The sequence below is a fragment of the Vibrio vulnificus NBRC 15645 = ATCC 27562 genome, assembly GCF_002224265.1.
In the GTDB taxonomy this organism is placed as follows: Bacteria; Pseudomonadota; Gammaproteobacteria; order Enterobacterales; family Vibrionaceae; genus Vibrio; species Vibrio vulnificus.
On record NZ_CP012881.1, the window covers coordinates 766,484 to 781,417 of the forward strand.

The window sequence follows — 14,934 nt, forward strand, 5'->3', positions numbered from 1 at the left end:
GGCTTTTAAACGATGGATTCAGTAAAATTCCCGCCATTCTAATCGAAAATGACCGCAAAGTATGAGCAAATATTCAGACGCGAAAGAGCTTGCTGGCCTAACGCTGGGTAAGAAAACCGACTACGCCAACCAATACGATCCTAGCTTGCTACAGCCTGTACCACGTAGCCTCAACCGTGACGATCTTCAGTTGGGTGACGAGCTGCCATTTATGGGCCACGACATCTGGACGTTATACGAGCTCTCTTGGCTCAACAGCAAAGGGTTGCCTCAGGTCGCGGTCGGTGAAGTGTATATCCCAGCCACTAGCGCCAACCTGATTGAATCAAAGTCATTCAAACTCTACCTCAACAGCTACAACCAAACCCGTTTTGGTAGCTGGGAAGAAGTTCGTCAACGCTTGATTACCGATCTTTCTCATTGCGCAGGCGAAGCGGTGGAAGTGGCGGTGAACTCGGTCACTCACTACACCCAGCAACCTATCGTAACGATGGAAGGGGAATGCATCGACGAACAAGATATCGACATATCCAGTTACGATTTTGATGACCGCTTGCTCGAAGGCGCTGCGGGCGAAGAGTGGGTGACAGAAACCTTGCACAGCCATCTGCTCAAATCGAACTGCTTGATCACCAATCAACCGGACTGGGGCAGCGTCGAAATTCGCTACCAAGGCCACAAGATTGATCGCGAAAAACTGTTGCGCTACCTTGTGTCATTCCGCGAACACAATGAGTTCCATGAACAGTGCGTAGAGCGCATTTTCACCGACCTCATGAAATATTGTCAGCCAGAAACACTGACGGTGTTTGCTCGTTATACTCGTCGCGGTGGATTAGACATCAATCCATACCGTTCAACCGAGCAAGCGAAGCCAGATCATAATCATCGAATGGCTCGTCAGTAACACGCCTGTCAAAAAGGAATTCACTATGCGTTGGCAACGGTTTTTCGCAGTTTTATTTTTGCTGGTTTGCATGCAAGTGCAAGCGAATCCGCTCTCCTCAGTGCTGCTCACTGAGGCTGAGCAATTAGTGGAAATTGAACCCGACCAAGCAAAAAAAATCGTGCAGAATTACCTGACCCAACGCGAGTTGACCGACAATCAAGAAAAAAGTCCGTCGGCGATTTCTCGTGAAGACGCCGATCGCACTTTGCGCACCCCTAGCGGCAGCGTTGAAGCATACAAAATCCTCGCGCAAGCGGAGTTTGCCCTTGGCAATCAACGTTCCGCTCTCATGCAGCTAGAGACGGCGCAACAACTGAGCAAAACCTTCCATCTCCCTTATCTTGAGATGGATGTCAAACTGATGCGTACCCAGTTGGAGTGGCAATATAGCAAGGACTACGCGACGGCAGAGCAAGCGCTCAAACAGATTAGTGTACAGTTGGATCAGGCCACTAACTCATTGCAAATGAGCGACAGTGTGAAATACCGTTTGCTGATGCAACAAGCCCTGCTCGCTTCCCAGCAGAATGCGTTGCAACAAGCTGAGCAATATTATACGCAGGCGAAAGAGCTGATCAAAAACACCCGCTCAGAAAACATCATTATCGACTACCACATCGCGGTGGGTGAGTTTTATCTGAGCCATCAAAAGTACAACTTGGCGCTGTCTGAACTGCTGTTTGGTTATTGGCAAGCGGTGGAAGGCAATAAGAGTGCTCGGTTGGCCAAAGTGAACCGCCTTTTGGCACAACTGTTTGAAGAGCGACGCGTACTTGATAAAGCCCTCGAATACTTATCGCAAGCCGCCGACTTTTACGACAGCTACCCCAACTCCCCTATCCTTGCCCAAGTAATGGAGCAAATGGGCGATATCTACTTCCGCCAAGGCAAGTACAACTTAGCGTTAGTGCACTATTTCAATGTGCTCGACCATGACAGCTCGGCTCGAAACATCAAGCAGGTGATCAGCATTCGTTTGAACCTTGCGGCCACCTATCTGCAACTCTATAACTACCCGCTGGCAGAGCAATACCTAGAGCGCGCCGAAGATGTTCTCGAGTTTTCCGATATTCCCGAGTTAAAAGCCAAAGCGGCGTTAATGAAAGCAGGATTGGCGTTTTACCAAAATGACAGCCAAGCGGTGATCAACAACGCCAACAAAGCGTTGGAAATTGCCAACGCGCAGCCAGAAGAACAACTGAGCGTCAAGCAGAACGCTTACCAACTGCTCTCTTTGGGTTACGAGCAATCAGCACAATACGCGTTATCACTACAAAATCTGCGCCGCTACAATAATTTGGTCAGTATTGAACAAAAAGAACTGAATCAAATCAGTGAAGATGCCTTCCGCCAGCAAAAAGAATTTGCCGAACAGAGCATTCACTACATTGGCCAAGCACAACAACTCGAAAAAGTGACGGTAGAACACGCCAAATTCCAGAAAATCGCCTTTGCGCTATTTTTGCTCTCTCTCGTGCTTTTCTTATTGCTTATGAGACGCGGCGTGTTACTGCAACGGCAGTCGGCGCAAATCGAGCAGCTTACGAGCGATCTGTACACCCACTCACGCTCAAAGCTGCGTAATCTGCGCATGTTGAACGTGAAACTCTCAAATTCATTGCGCAAAGCCAATGAAACGTTTGAGCAATGGCAGCTGGGTGAACTTATCCACGAGCCGCTCAACGATCGCTTACGCTTTGTGATGATTGATTTGCCGTTTTTGCGCAGCATGTACGTGCAACACGGCTATAAAGCAGGCCTAGAACTCGAGCGCGCTTTTGGGATGTTCATGAGTGAGAAAATCCAAAAACCAGCACGTCTCTACCACTTTTCGGATGCCAATTTGCTTTACATCGAGCCCAATGCCGAACGCGATTACTCTGCAGAGGCCGTCTTTAGTAAAGTGCAAGCGTGGGTAGATGAGTTTGCCGCTGAGCATGCGGTCAACCGAACCGTTCGAATGGGCATGGCCGATTACCCATTCTTACCGCGCGCCTACACGGCGATCAACGATCAAGAGCTGCTTGATTTGCTGTTGCTCGCAACTCATCTAGCTCGTGAAGTCAGTTTGACAGACAAGTGCAGCCATTACGTTTATCTTAAAGCCATAGAGAATGCCCCAGCTGCAAGTCTTGCAACTGGTCACATAAGAAATGCCTGCCAGCAGGCCATCCATCAAGGCTTAATAAAGATACACTCGTCGTATCAGAATGAGGACAACCTCAAAAAATTATTAAAAAGTGAATAATTCTCAAGCAATCAAACCTGAAGAGAGATGACGCTATAATGTTTTTTGTTATTATCGAACTCATTCTTTAGTCGTACATGGACCGTGTTGTAGTTCTTAATGGGCATTCTGGAATCCGATATTCAATCGCAGCTGCATCAGTTAAGTTGTCAATTAGACCAACTTCGATTGACACATCGCGACTCGTCACTCAAATTTAAGCGTGAACAACAAGTTCTAAAGCGCATTGTTACTTCCCTGAGCGCAGCATGCCAGGGGGGCGACCCGACGCTCACGCAGCATTTGAAGGCGGTTCAGCAAGAACTTGAACAACAAAAAGATGTAAGCACTCTTATTCCACGCCTTGCCGTGTTAGAAAGAATGCTCAGACAACAAGCAGTGGCTATGGATAAACAGAGCGGTTTTCTCGACGAACAGATTAAGCACAGCGGTGAGACTTTACAGCGTGTCGCTGGGCTTCCCCCACAACTAAAACGCGAATTGCGCAGTTTAATGACGTTCAATGACGTCAATAAAGCGCGCAATGTTGATCAAGCAGTGCGCCTGCTCAATATTTACGAACGTGCGCTGAAGATCATCACCTCCAACTCTCGAATCAACTTTAATGAACTCAGTGATACCCCCGATCGCTCACAGCTAGACTGCCTCTCCGCAGAGCTGCAACACGTGATCACGGAACTGGATTTTGAAGGCGAATCGGGCGACTTGTTATTGGATATCCGCACTAAGCTGTTGTTGGGTGTCTCCACTGAATCACTACTAGAGCTCACTCTTCAAGTGCTCAAACTGGTGATTGAAGGGACGAAGTTTGAAAGAAAATCATCCGAGCATTTCCTAGAACAGCTTAATGGCTCACTCGCAGCCAACTTAAAAACCTCTCACGTTAACGTTGACCAAAGCCAAACGTATTTTGAACATCGCCAACAGCTCAATCGAGAGTTAGAAGGATTGGTGGCGAAAAGCCAGGCTTCGTTGGACAATGCGACCGAACTCGAACAGCTCAAAAACAACATTTCCCCCTTGCTAGCGCAAATGGCCTCGTTGTCTCAACGTTTGCAACTGGCGGAAGAGAAAGAGCAAGCGCTACAAGAAAGACTGCAATACAACAAAAATCAACTTGAAGCGGTGTTTGAAATTACCCAAGACTATCGTAAACGCCTAGAAGATCAGGCGCAGCGCATGCTGCTTGACCCTCTCACTAAGGTGTATAACCGCACCGCCTTTAACGATCGTCTTGAACTTGAATATCGTCGCTGGATCCGAGCACAACACAATCTCCGTGTGGTGCTGCTCGACATTGATGGTTTTAAAGCCATCAACGATAGCTATGGCTACTCTGCTGGCGACAAAGCACTGAAGATCATCGCGCGAACCATTCGTAAAGCGGCTGCCGACACTGATACCGTGGCACGCTTTAGTGGCGAAGAGTTTATCTTACTCATTCCAGAGCAAAGCGAAGAGTACACGCTCGAGCTGATTAAGCACATTCAAACTGAAGTCAGCAAACTACCGTTCAAATTCCGTGAACAACAAATCACCATCACGCTCAGCGCCGCTTCCGTGGCTTTTAAAGAGTCAGATAATCCGGAATACGTGGTGGATCGCCTCGGCATCATGCTCAACGAATGCAAACGACGTGGAAAAAAACAGCTAGAATGGCGTTAATAAGTGGTCATTTGTTAACCGCTCAGACAAAATTTCACCATCAGTTATAGTTTTTTCAATTAGTTATCACATTTCTTTTTGCACATACTTTGCTAAGCTAACTACATTCATGACGTGTTTTGCCGAGATTCACTCTAGGCAACAAACAGAATCTGCTTCTCCTAATCTGGTTCTATAACAATAATCATTTTTCCCAGCAGATTTCTGTCCCTTAATAACAATGCTAAGCAAGGAGGCCATATGATTACTCATATCAGCCCAGCAGGAAGTATGGATCTGCTCTCTCAACTTGAAGTTGAGCGTCTGAAAAAAACCGCCTCTAGTGAGCTTTACCAACTCTACCGCAACTGTACGTTAGCGGTGTTGAACTCAGGTAGCCACACGGATAACTCCAAAGAGCTGCTCGACAAATATCAATCTTTTGATGTCAACGTCGTGCGCCGTGAGCGTGGCATTAAGTTAGAGCTCACCAATCCACCGGAGCACGCTTTTGTCGATGGCGAAATCATCAAAGGTATCCAAGAGCACCTATTCTCTGTGCTGCGCGATATTGTTTACGTCAACATGCATCTTGCGGACAACCAACGCCTTAACCTCACGAATGCCACCCACATTACTAACCTTGTATTTGGTATTTTACGTAATGCTGGTGCTTTAATTCCCGGTATTGAGCCAAATCTTGTGGTGTGTTGGGGTGGTCACTCCATCAACCCTGTTGAGTACCAATACACGCGAGAAGTGGGTAACGAGCTTGGCCTACGTGAGTTGAACATTTGTACTGGCTGTGGGCCAGGCGCGATGGAAGGGCCAATGAAAGGCGCCGCTATTGGCCATGCCAAGCAGCGCTACAGTACCCAACGTTATTTGGGCTTAACCGAGCCTTCCATTATAGCCGCCGAGCCACCAAACCCGATCGTCAATGAGTTGGTGATCATGCCTGATATCGAGAAACGCTTAGAAGCGTTTGTCCGCATGGGTCATGGCATCATCATTTTCCCTGGCGGTGCAGGTACTGCTGAAGAGCTGCTTTACATACTGGGCATTATGATGCATCCAGAAAACGCCGATCAGCCGATGCCCATCGTCTTAACTGGTCCTAAGGAGAGCGAGGCTTACTTCCGCTCACTGGATGCCTTTATTGGCGCCACTTTGGGGGAAGAAGGTCAGAAGCACTACCAAATCATCATTGATGACCCAGCTCAGGTTGCCCGTGTGATGAAACAAGCAATGCCAGTAGTACGTCAGCACCGTAAAGACAAGGGCGATGCGTACAGCTACAACTGGTCTTTAAAGATTGAGCCAGAGTTCCAGTTGCCGTTTGAACCCACACACGACTCGATGGCAAGCTTGGATCTGCATCTGAATCAGAAACCTCAAGTGCTGGCCGCTAACTTACGCCGTGCCTTCTCTGGTATTGTGGCGGGTAACGTAAAAGCCGAAGGCATTCGCGAGATCGAACGCAAAGGGCCATTCATTATTGATGGTGACCCTGCACTGATGAAGAAAATGGACAAACTGCTGCGCGATTTCGTCGCCCAGCACCGTATGAAACTGCCCGGTGGTAGTGCATATGAACCTTGCTATAAGATCGCATCAGCGGAAAATGGCGGTCGATAGTCCATACGATTTACGTTACACTCAGGGGCCTTAGGCCCCTTTTCAATACTGTAATTTTCTATGGCTATTCATCTTGTTATCATCGATGCGCTCAATCTGATCCGCCGTGTCCACTCGGCTCAACCGGATCCGACGGATATAGCCAACACCATCCAAAACACCTGTCGAACCTTGCAGCGAATCATTAGTGAAAGTCATCCTACGCATATCGTCGCGGTGTTTGATCATCTCGGTAGCGACCGAGGATGGCGTGCAGAGATCCTTCCAGAATACAAACAAGGGCGAAAGCCGATGCCAGAACCTTTGCTCAACGGTTTGGAGAAGATCCAAGATGCATGGTGGCAATTGGGTATTGATTCGCTGCTTTCTGAAGGTGATGAAGCCGATGACTTAGTGGCTACCCTAGCGTGCAAAGTCGCGCAACACGGTGAGAAGGTCACCATCATTTCAACCGACAAAGGCTATTGCCAGTTGCTTTCTCCCACACTGCAGATTCGCGATTACTTCCAACACCGCTGGTTAGATCAGCCGTTTATTGAACAAGAGTTTGGCGTAAAACCTCAGCAGCTTTCTGACTATTGGGGCCTAACGGGCATCAGTTCCAGCCAAGTGACCGGCATTCCCGGTATTGGGCCAAAAGCAGCCAAAGAGATCCTCAGCCAATTTGACGATATCGAACAGGCTTTTCTCTCGCCGGCTCTACCAAAGAAATATCGTACTAAGTTCGATCAACATATCGAGTTAGCTCGCCGTTGCAAGCGAATCTCGGCACTCAAAACCGATATTGAACTCGGTTTTAACCTGCAAGATCTGCGTTTTACCGCCAATGAGCCCCGCTAATGTTCATGAACAGCGCCTTGCCAGTCAGAACACATTGACCAAACAAATTTCACCAAGCGCATCACAAAACCACAACCAATAAATGTTAAACGTTATTGTTGTGTAATGGGTTACATTCACAACAATAAAAATAAATTAATCAATACCTTACTGAGTATTGATTAATTTATTATCAATATCACAGCATTGATGAGCATTTACTCTATTTTCACCACTCTCTAACAAGGAGTAATGAAAATGAAAAACCTCATCCTACTATCACTATTATTTGCTTTACCTGCCGCTGCTGAAATTTGTGGTCAACACCTCGACAAAGGCATGCCCTCCACACAACCGGATCAAGTGCTTTGTCGCGATGGCTACGCGGTAGGTTACAACTACAACACCAAAAACGCCGATTGGGTTGCCTACCATATTACGGCAGAGAGCGTGAATGCTTCTTACAAGCGCAGCAACAGCTTTAAAGAAGACGCAGAGCTGCCAGACTATGCCCGCTCCACCTTAGCGGATTACAGTAACTCGGGTTACGACAGAGGCCATCTTGCCCCGTCAGCGGCGATGGATTTCAGTCAGCAATCAATGCAACAAAGCTTCCTGATGAGTAACATGTCACCGCAGTTACCGGGATTTAACCGTGTGGGTTGGCGTTTGCTGGAAGAGCATGTTCGTGATCTTGCCAATGAATATAACGAGCTTTACGTCGTCACTGGGCCCATTTACCAAGGGGGCGAAAACGCGATTGGTAACGGAGTGGTCATTCCTAGCGCCTTTTTCAAAGTCATTCTTGACCCTGCCTTTAATGACGCGATTGCGTTTATCGTTCCACACCGAGATGTCTCTGGCAGTGAGCTAGCGAACTTCATCACCACGATTGACGAGGTGGAAAGATTGACCCAACTTGACTTCTTCTCAGCCGTCGATGACAGCACAGAAGCGAGCATGGAAGCCCAAGTGTGGGAAATGTGGCCAACGTCGAACTAACACAAACAAAAACGCTCCTCATGTCGAGGAGCGTTTTTTAGCGAACCGTTTCTTCAGCTCATCTTAGTACGGAGAAATGTTCGATAGCACCTGAATGTGTACGGTGATCTCTTCGCGATCGTGATAAAGGTGTTTCGCTTGCAGCTTAAACTTCACCTTGTTCTCAATCAGGAAGGTCTTGAGATTTTCAATGTCTTGTAAAACCTCGTCATAACGACCTTTCATCGGCAACTTTAGGTTAAAGATGGTTTCTTTCGCCCACCCTTTAATGAGCCATTCGCCCATCAGATGCGCCACGCGAGCTGGCTTTTCCACCATGTCGCACACCAACCAAGTTACGTTCTTACGGTCTGGCTCAAATTTAAAACCATCCACCATGTGATGCTTGATCTGGCCGGTTTCCATCAAGCTATCTGCCATCATGCCGTTGTCCACACAGTGAACAAACATTGAGCGCTGCACCAACTGATAGGTCCATCCACCAGGACAAGCACCTAAATCCACCGCCCACATGCCCGAAGACAAACGCGTATCCCACTCTTCACGCGGAATAAACACATGAAAAGCCTCTTCCAACTTCAACGTTGAGCGGCTTGGCGCATCGGCCGGGAATTTTAAACGTGGAATGCCCATAAAGAAGCGCGAATTATTGTGCGAATAAGAATAACCAGCAAAGCAGTGGCCTGACGCAACAAAGCAAAGGTGGAACACAGGCTTCTTAGTATTTTCTTTCGCCAACAATAAGCCTTTACCACGTAATGCTTGGCGCATTGGCACGGTAAACTTACGGCAGAACTTCAACAGCTCTTTTGCTTCGTTGGTATCTGGCGTTTCAATACGCAAATCGCCACAAACCGGGAACGTGTCCATCTCACCCAGCTCCGAAAGAATTGGGCTAATGCGATCTTCACTCGGCAGTTCGGTAAACTCTGCTGCAACCGCAAACATTTGACGTGCAAAAATCAGCGCGTTGAAGTCCAGTTCGCGTGCCAGTTTATCGGCATCCCCATCTTGGTAACATTCGAACAGAACATACCCTGCGTTTTTGAACACACGTGGAAAACCATAAACCTCTAACTGAGTCGCTTTGTCCTGAATTTCACCAGCACACTCTTTTTCAAAGCCCTGACGACAATAGAGCATTAATTGTTTCACTGAGATACCTCGTTCGTTTTTAAAGCTGCCAACATCAACATTATCCAACCAATAATAAACAGTAAGCCTCCCATCGGAGTTATCGGGCCAAACCATTTTATGCCAGTTAATGCGAGGGCGTATAAGCTGCCGCTAAAGCAAAAGATGCCGATGATAAAACAAATTGCCGCGCGGAAAAAATATTTTTGCGCTTTCTCTCCAGTCGGCAAAGAGAGCAGAACGGCGCATAGGGCGATGGCGAGGGTATGCCAAAACTGATACATCACGCCCGTCTCAAACACACCTAACAGATATGGCGACAATTGGCTTTTGAGTCCGTGAGCGGCAAACGCGCCAAGTGCGACCGCCGATGCGCCTGAGAAACCAACAAAAGTGAGCAGCCACTTACTTTTCATCGTCGACTCCTTTAATAAAAGCGCACAGCTGCTCAATCGCCAACTGCACATTGCCTACTTCTGTATGACCAGAACTTTTTCTCGGTTTAAAACTGTGATCGCCATCGGGCAAAAACGCCAAACGCACCATTGAGGAAAACTCAAAATGCTGACACTCATTTTGAGTGCCAAACGTGTCTCGCTCACCTTGCAAAATCAACGTCGGTTTACTCAATGTTTGTAAGTGCTCACCTTTGAACTTTTCAGGCTTACCGGGAGGATGAAACGGAAAACCTAAACAGGCAATCCCTTTCACGAGGGGATGCTCCGACAACAAACTCGCCATGCGTCCGCCCATCGACTTACCCCCAATGATCACGGGTTCATCGGTCACGGATGCTATCACTTCAGAAAAGGCTTCCAGCAATTTCGGCGCGCGATCCGGTGGGCGTTTTTTGCCATCTTCAGCTCGTTTGGCCATATAAGGGAAATTGAAACGCACCACACGAATCCCTTCCTTTGCCAATCCTTGAGCCACCGCGGTCATAAAAGCATGTTCCATCGGGGCCCCAGCACCGTGAGCAAAAATAAACAGCGGTCCGTTGTCTGGCCCATCAATAATGCATGGCAGATTCATCTAACACCTCTTCTTGTTCTTTGCGCGCGGTCACTAGCATCCAGTCTCTAAATCGCGCGATACGCCCCATGTCAGCTTGCTGTTCATGGCAGACGACGTAAAACGAGTTCTTCGACAACAATATTTCATCAAAGGGTGCAATCAAACGGCCAGCTTCCATTTCTGGTTTGGCCAATACATTGTTGCCCAAGGCTACCCCTTGTCCGTGAGCCGCCGCTTGCAGAACCATGGTCGAGTGGCTAAAAATCGGACCTTGGTTGACATTGACCTCATCCAGACCGTTTTCCTTAGCAAATTGTTTCCAATCTTTTCTGGAGGTGTCATGGAGTAACGTATGTCGTTTTAAATCCTGCAAAGATTCTAATGGTTTGTTACCCAAAAGTAATGAAGGTGAACAAAGTGGGATCAAATATTCTTGGTACAATTTATCGGCACGTAACCCCGGCCAATTGCCACGACCGTAATAAATCGCCACATCCACATCGTCCGCCAAAGAGCCTTCGTCCATATCCACCGCTTTGATTCGCACGTCAATGTCTGGCTCTTTAGCATTGAAATCCGCAAGTCTTGGTACCAGCCATTGAATGGCAAAACTCGGCGGCAAACTGATGGTCAATGCCCCTTTTTCACTACGTTCCAATACCTTATCGGTCGCTTCAGCGAGTGCTGAGAAAATATCTTTGATGTCTAAAAAGTAACTTTGCCCCTCTTCAGTGAGGAGTAAAGAGCGGTTGCGACGGCGAAACAGTTTCAATGAAAGAAACTCTTCCAGCGCTTTGATCTGATGACTCACTGCCGCTTGAGTGACAAAGAGTTCTTCTGCAGCTCGAGTGAAGCTAAGGTGTCGGGCGGCGGCTTCGAATACACGAAGGGAATTCAGTGGGGGCAATCTTCGGGACATACGGCTCTCTAACCATTAGTTTTTTTAATCTGAAACATTATAATTTGTCCGTTGTAGAACAGCCAGATAAATTCTATATTTCACCCCGCAACGCTAGCCTGAACGGCTTGATTTCTTTGTAAATCAATTGGCTTAGTTGTTGCGATGTTGTGTTTGCAAACTCGTATTTCGAGTTAGGTAGATTTCTACCGTAGTGTTTTGTCCAACTCCCTGTGACAAAACCTATACTTCCTGTATTTATTTTTGACCTGTCTGTCAAATTTGTTACACCGCCTATTAGGCGGTGTTTTTTTATCTGCGAAATATGCTCACATCACAGTGATATACCCAAGTGACTTCAAGATGCAGGATTCAGAGCTTCATATTCTGGTTCAGTTCAAGGAAGAGAACGTAGCGGAATGACGAGTCCTTTCCAAGTTCTATGACACAGAAATGAGCCAGAATATGCGCTCCCAAGGGCGAGTTTAACTGGCCTTCATACTGCGTTATCGATTCTCGATGTAGAGCGACTAGACCTTCAAATCGATGCCTTGTCTAAACACCAGTTAACTCTCGCTGAAACTCGCATCTCGAGGTTACTTGGGTATAAATTGCCACCAGCGCCACGGCAAGAATCGCGACAAAATAGAGAGTCCAAAGCACGCTGTGTTTCAGTATTTCTTTTACCTCTCGTTGTACTTTATTCATGCCTGCGTCTCCGCCACAGTGAAATGATGCCACTGAGGCCAACCAAAATCACAAAACACCCCATCGCCCACCAAGTTCGTTCGGGCTGCCACCCCAATGCTTCGATCTCTTCTTCTGTTAAATTGATCTCTATTTGTTCAAGCCACTCTTCATCTTGCATGATGCATCCCCGTTTACCCGTTCCGCCATCATGCTAATTCAAGCCAGTGTTCATAAAAATCAAAGAGAATTTAACCTAGGTTCAGATTTATAAAACCTAGAGCGTGGGTAATAAAAAAATCCGAATGCGGACATTCGGATTTTTAGGCATCAGGGATAACACATCACCGCTATGGGCGATACACTTTAACGTTTTTAAAGCCTTGCTCTTGTAGGTAGAGCGCTTGCAAACGGCTCATCACACCGCGAGCACAGTAAAGCAGATACGTTTTCGACTGGTCTAAGTCACCAAATTGCGTGCTGAGCTTGTAAAACGGAATGTGTTTTACCTCAACACCATCGATCTCTAGCGGGCTGTCATCTTCTTCATCTGGGCTACGAATATCCAACACCACGGCATGCTCTTCAATCGCTTGAACTTGCTCTACTTCTGGCGCAGCTTGTGCCGACTCTTTCGCGATATCACGAATGTCCATTTGACGGGCGTTGCGTACCACTTGTTCCAAGATGTCGAAATTGAAGTTCGCTTCTTCCGCTTCGAGCTTCTCTTTCACCGCTTTCACGGTTGGCTTTTTCGAAATCACGCCACAGTATTCTGGCATGGTTTTGGCGAAATCTTCGGTGCCGATGTCACGAGCTACTTTAATGATCTCGTCTTTATCCCAGTTGATTAGGGGACGGAGAATCAAACGATCCGTCACCACATCGATGTGGCGTAAGTTGGTCAAGGTTTGGCTTGATACTTGGCCGAGGGCTTCACCGGTGACTAAAGCTTGAATATCAAACTTCTCCGCAACCATGCCGGCAGCGCGCATAAACATGCGTTTTAGTACCACGCCCATTTGACCGTCTTCAACCTTCTCTAAGATCTCCGCAACCACGGGTTCAAAGTCAACAGAGATGAAGCGCACTTTGGCTGAAGATCCGTATTTGTTCCACAAGAAGTGAGCCACTTGTTTTACGCCAATTTCATGCGCAGGGCCACCCAGATTGAAGAAACAGTAATGCACTTTAGAGCCACGCTTGATGTGCAGATAGCTTGAAACACCGGAGTCAAAACCACCAGAAATCAGGCTCAGCAGATCTTCTTGCGTACCCAGAGGGAAACCGCCAAGGCCTTTATGATGGGCCAAAATCTGGTTCAGCTTGTCATCCACCACTTCAATCTTGATGGTAATGTCTGGGTTGTGCAGTTTAACCGAGGCGCTCTCGACCGATTGATTTAAGCCACCGCCGACGTAACGCTCAAGCTCGATAGAGGTAAAGTCATGTTTACCACGGCGCTTAGCACGCACCACAAAGGTTTTATTTTCGATGCGCTCACGGCTCAGATCCAACACTTGCTCATAGATGTCGTGCAGATCTTTGAAGCCCGATTGCTTCACTTCCAACACTTGCTGAATGCCTGGTGTCGTCGTCAAGATTTCGAGCACTTGTTGGTAATATTGATGGCTGTTAGCCGACACTTCGATGTGATCGCGACGGTTAAAGACAGCCACAGATTCAGTGCGATTCTGAATAATGATTCGGATGTTGCTCTCAAGAATCTTGGTAAAGCGCTTACGTACCGACTCACTCTTTACAAAAATTTCTGGATGGGGCTTTACAATAAATTTCATAGTTCAATTCGCAGTCTGTTGGCTATCAATTCACACCGGAGCTTGCACTAAGGTGTGGGACTTAGGGCGCAAGATTATACACGAATTATAACCATAAAAAAGACGAGCATTTCTGCTCGTCTTTTATTCAACTCACGTACCCAATTACTGCTCTTGAGGAATGGCTGGAATTTCATCACTATACAAAGGCTCACCTTGCATAATGCTGATTTCCACTCGGCGGTTTCTCGCCCGGTTTTCTTCAGTATCGTTGTCGACCAGAGGATCGGTATCGGCCATGCCTCGCACTCGTAAGCGCTGATGAGAAAATCCGCGCACCTTTTCCATCTCTTGCGCCACCGAAACGGCACGCTGCGCAGAGAGATCCCAGTTAGAACGATAAAGCTCCGAATCAAGACGCTGATTGTCCGTGTGGCCTGAAATCCGCACAATACCGGGGACATCTTTCACCAACTCGGCAATTTGTCGTACTAGCGGGCGGAATTTAGGCTGCAAGAATGCAGAACCTTCTGGGAAGGCCCCCTTCTCTCGCATGCGAATCACAATTTGCTGCCCCAAGTTCTCCACTTCAATCGCCCCTTGCTCTATTTCACGCTCAAGGGCCTTCTTGATGCTTTCCATCAGCGTTTCCATCTCTTTCGACATGGCTTCCGATTGCTGCTGTTGCTGTTGTTGTTCGGTATTTTGGTTGGTCTGGGTCGACGTTTCAGGCGACTGCCCGCCCGTCATTTTGCCTTGGTCACGCTGGGTACCACCCGCGCGATCCGACTCTCCCTCATGAAATTCTAAGGTTTGCTGGGTGATATCTATGGTTTGCTGCATGATCACGTCAATCGGCGTTGGTTCAGGACGCCCCGGTCGAAACTCCTGAGCAATGATGCTGGTGCCTTTGGGAATGTCTTTCACCTCAAGGCGATTTTGTACACCAAAGGCAAATTTCATTGAGCCTGCGATCTGTTTGAACTTCAGTACATCCATTTCCGAAAACGAAAGCAGCAGTACGAAGAAACACATCAACAGTGACATCAAGTCAGCGAAGGTACCCATCCACAGAGGTAATCCGGGAGGGGGACAATCACATTTGCTATCGTCATCCATCACA

The 14,934-nt window shown here is 47.5% G+C and carries 14 protein-coding genes; 6 read left to right on the forward strand and 8 right to left on the reverse strand.

The features are described 5' to 3' along the window. Positions 1 to 61 precede the first annotated feature (61 nt). The 6 genes from queF (at position 62) to AOT11_RS03515 (ending at position 8,300) form a co-directional block, all read left to right on the forward strand. The gene (queF, locus tag AOT11_RS03490; protein ID WP_017420868.1) at positions 62 to 907 is read left to right on the forward strand and encodes an NADPH-dependent 7-cyano-7-deazaguanine reductase QueF; all 846 of its coding nucleotides are present in this window, start codon (positions 62 to 64) and stop codon (positions 905 to 907) included. Positions 908 to 932: 25 nt separating this feature from the next. Continuing rightward, positions 933 to 3,197 carry a tetratricopeptide repeat protein gene (locus AOT11_RS03495; RefSeq protein WP_017420867.1) on the forward strand — a complete coding sequence of 755 codons (2,265 nt, stop codon included), beginning with the start codon at positions 933 to 935 and terminating at the stop codon, positions 3,195 to 3,197. A 99-nt stretch (positions 3,198 to 3,296) separates the two neighbouring features. Continuing rightward, positions 3,297 to 4,862 (forward strand): GGDEF domain-containing protein, encoded by a 1,566-nt coding sequence (locus AOT11_RS03500; protein ID WP_017420866.1) that lies wholly within the window; start codon positions 3,297 to 3,299, stop codon positions 4,860 to 4,862. Positions 4,863 to 5,102: 240 nt separating this feature from the next. Further along, on the forward strand, positions 5,103 to 6,479 hold the full coding sequence (ppnN, locus tag AOT11_RS03505) for a nucleotide 5'-monophosphate nucleosidase PpnN (RefSeq protein WP_026050430.1): 1,377 nt from the start codon (positions 5,103 to 5,105) through the stop codon (positions 6,477 to 6,479). A 60-nt stretch (positions 6,480 to 6,539) separates the two neighbouring features. Further along, a complete protein-coding gene (xni, locus tag AOT11_RS03510) occupies positions 6,540 to 7,319 on the forward strand; it encodes a flap endonuclease Xni (protein WP_017420865.1) in 780 nt (259 codons plus the stop codon). Between the two features lie 237 nt (positions 7,320 to 7,556). Continuing rightward, positions 7,557 to 8,300 (forward strand): DNA/RNA non-specific endonuclease, encoded by a 744-nt coding sequence (locus tag AOT11_RS03515; RefSeq protein WP_026050429.1) that lies wholly within the window; start codon positions 7,557 to 7,559, stop codon positions 8,298 to 8,300. Between the two features lie 63 nt (positions 8,301 to 8,363). On the opposite strand, the gene rlmM is transcribed toward AOT11_RS03515, so the two are convergent. From rlmM to AOT11_RS03545, 8 genes are all read right to left on the reverse strand, one after another. Further along, the gene (gene rlmM / locus AOT11_RS03520) at positions 8,364 to 9,455 is read right to left on the reverse strand and encodes a 23S rRNA (cytidine(2498)-2'-O)-methyltransferase RlmM (protein WP_017420863.1); all 1,092 of its coding nucleotides are present in this window, start codon (positions 9,453 to 9,455) and stop codon (positions 8,364 to 8,366) included. Further along, on the reverse strand, positions 9,452 to 9,850 hold the full coding sequence (locus AOT11_RS03525) for a DUF423 domain-containing protein (protein WP_011149690.1): 399 nt from the start codon (positions 9,848 to 9,850) through the stop codon (positions 9,452 to 9,454). The genes rlmM and AOT11_RS03525 overlap by 4 nt, the downstream gene beginning before the upstream one ends. After that, positions 9,840 to 10,466, reverse strand: a complete 627-nt coding sequence (locus AOT11_RS03530; protein ID WP_017420862.1) for an alpha/beta fold hydrolase — start codon at positions 10,464 to 10,466, stop codon at positions 9,840 to 9,842. Before AOT11_RS03530 ends, AOT11_RS03525 begins: the two co-directional genes overlap by 11 nt. Next, positions 10,444 to 11,367: a transcriptional regulator GcvA gene (locus AOT11_RS03535; RefSeq protein ID WP_017420861.1), complete on the reverse strand. Its 924-nt coding sequence runs from the start codon at positions 11,365 to 11,367 to the stop codon at positions 10,444 to 10,446. Before AOT11_RS03535 ends, AOT11_RS03530 begins: the two co-directional genes overlap by 23 nt. Positions 11,368 to 11,901: 534 nt before the next feature. After that, positions 11,902 to 12,054 carry a hypothetical protein gene (locus tag AOT11_RS23575; protein WP_017420860.1) on the reverse strand — a complete coding sequence of 51 codons (153 nt, stop codon included), beginning with the start codon at positions 12,052 to 12,054 and terminating at the stop codon, positions 11,902 to 11,904. Further along, on the reverse strand, positions 12,047 to 12,214 hold the full coding sequence (locus AOT11_RS23580; protein WP_017420859.1) for a hypothetical protein: 168 nt from the start codon (positions 12,212 to 12,214) through the stop codon (positions 12,047 to 12,049). The genes AOT11_RS23575 and AOT11_RS23580 overlap by 8 nt, the downstream gene beginning before the upstream one ends. A gap of 169 nt (positions 12,215 to 12,383) precedes the next feature. After that, positions 12,384 to 13,832 (reverse strand): tRNA uracil 4-sulfurtransferase ThiI, encoded by a 1,449-nt coding sequence (thiI, locus tag AOT11_RS03540; protein ID WP_017420858.1) that lies wholly within the window; start codon positions 13,830 to 13,832, stop codon positions 12,384 to 12,386. 144 nt (positions 13,833 to 13,976) lie between these two features. Continuing rightward, on the reverse strand, positions 13,977 to 14,930 hold the full coding sequence (locus AOT11_RS03545) for a flagellar motor protein MotB (RefSeq protein WP_026050428.1): 954 nt from the start codon (positions 14,928 to 14,930) through the stop codon (positions 13,977 to 13,979). Positions 14,931 to 14,934: the final 4 nt, after the last annotated feature.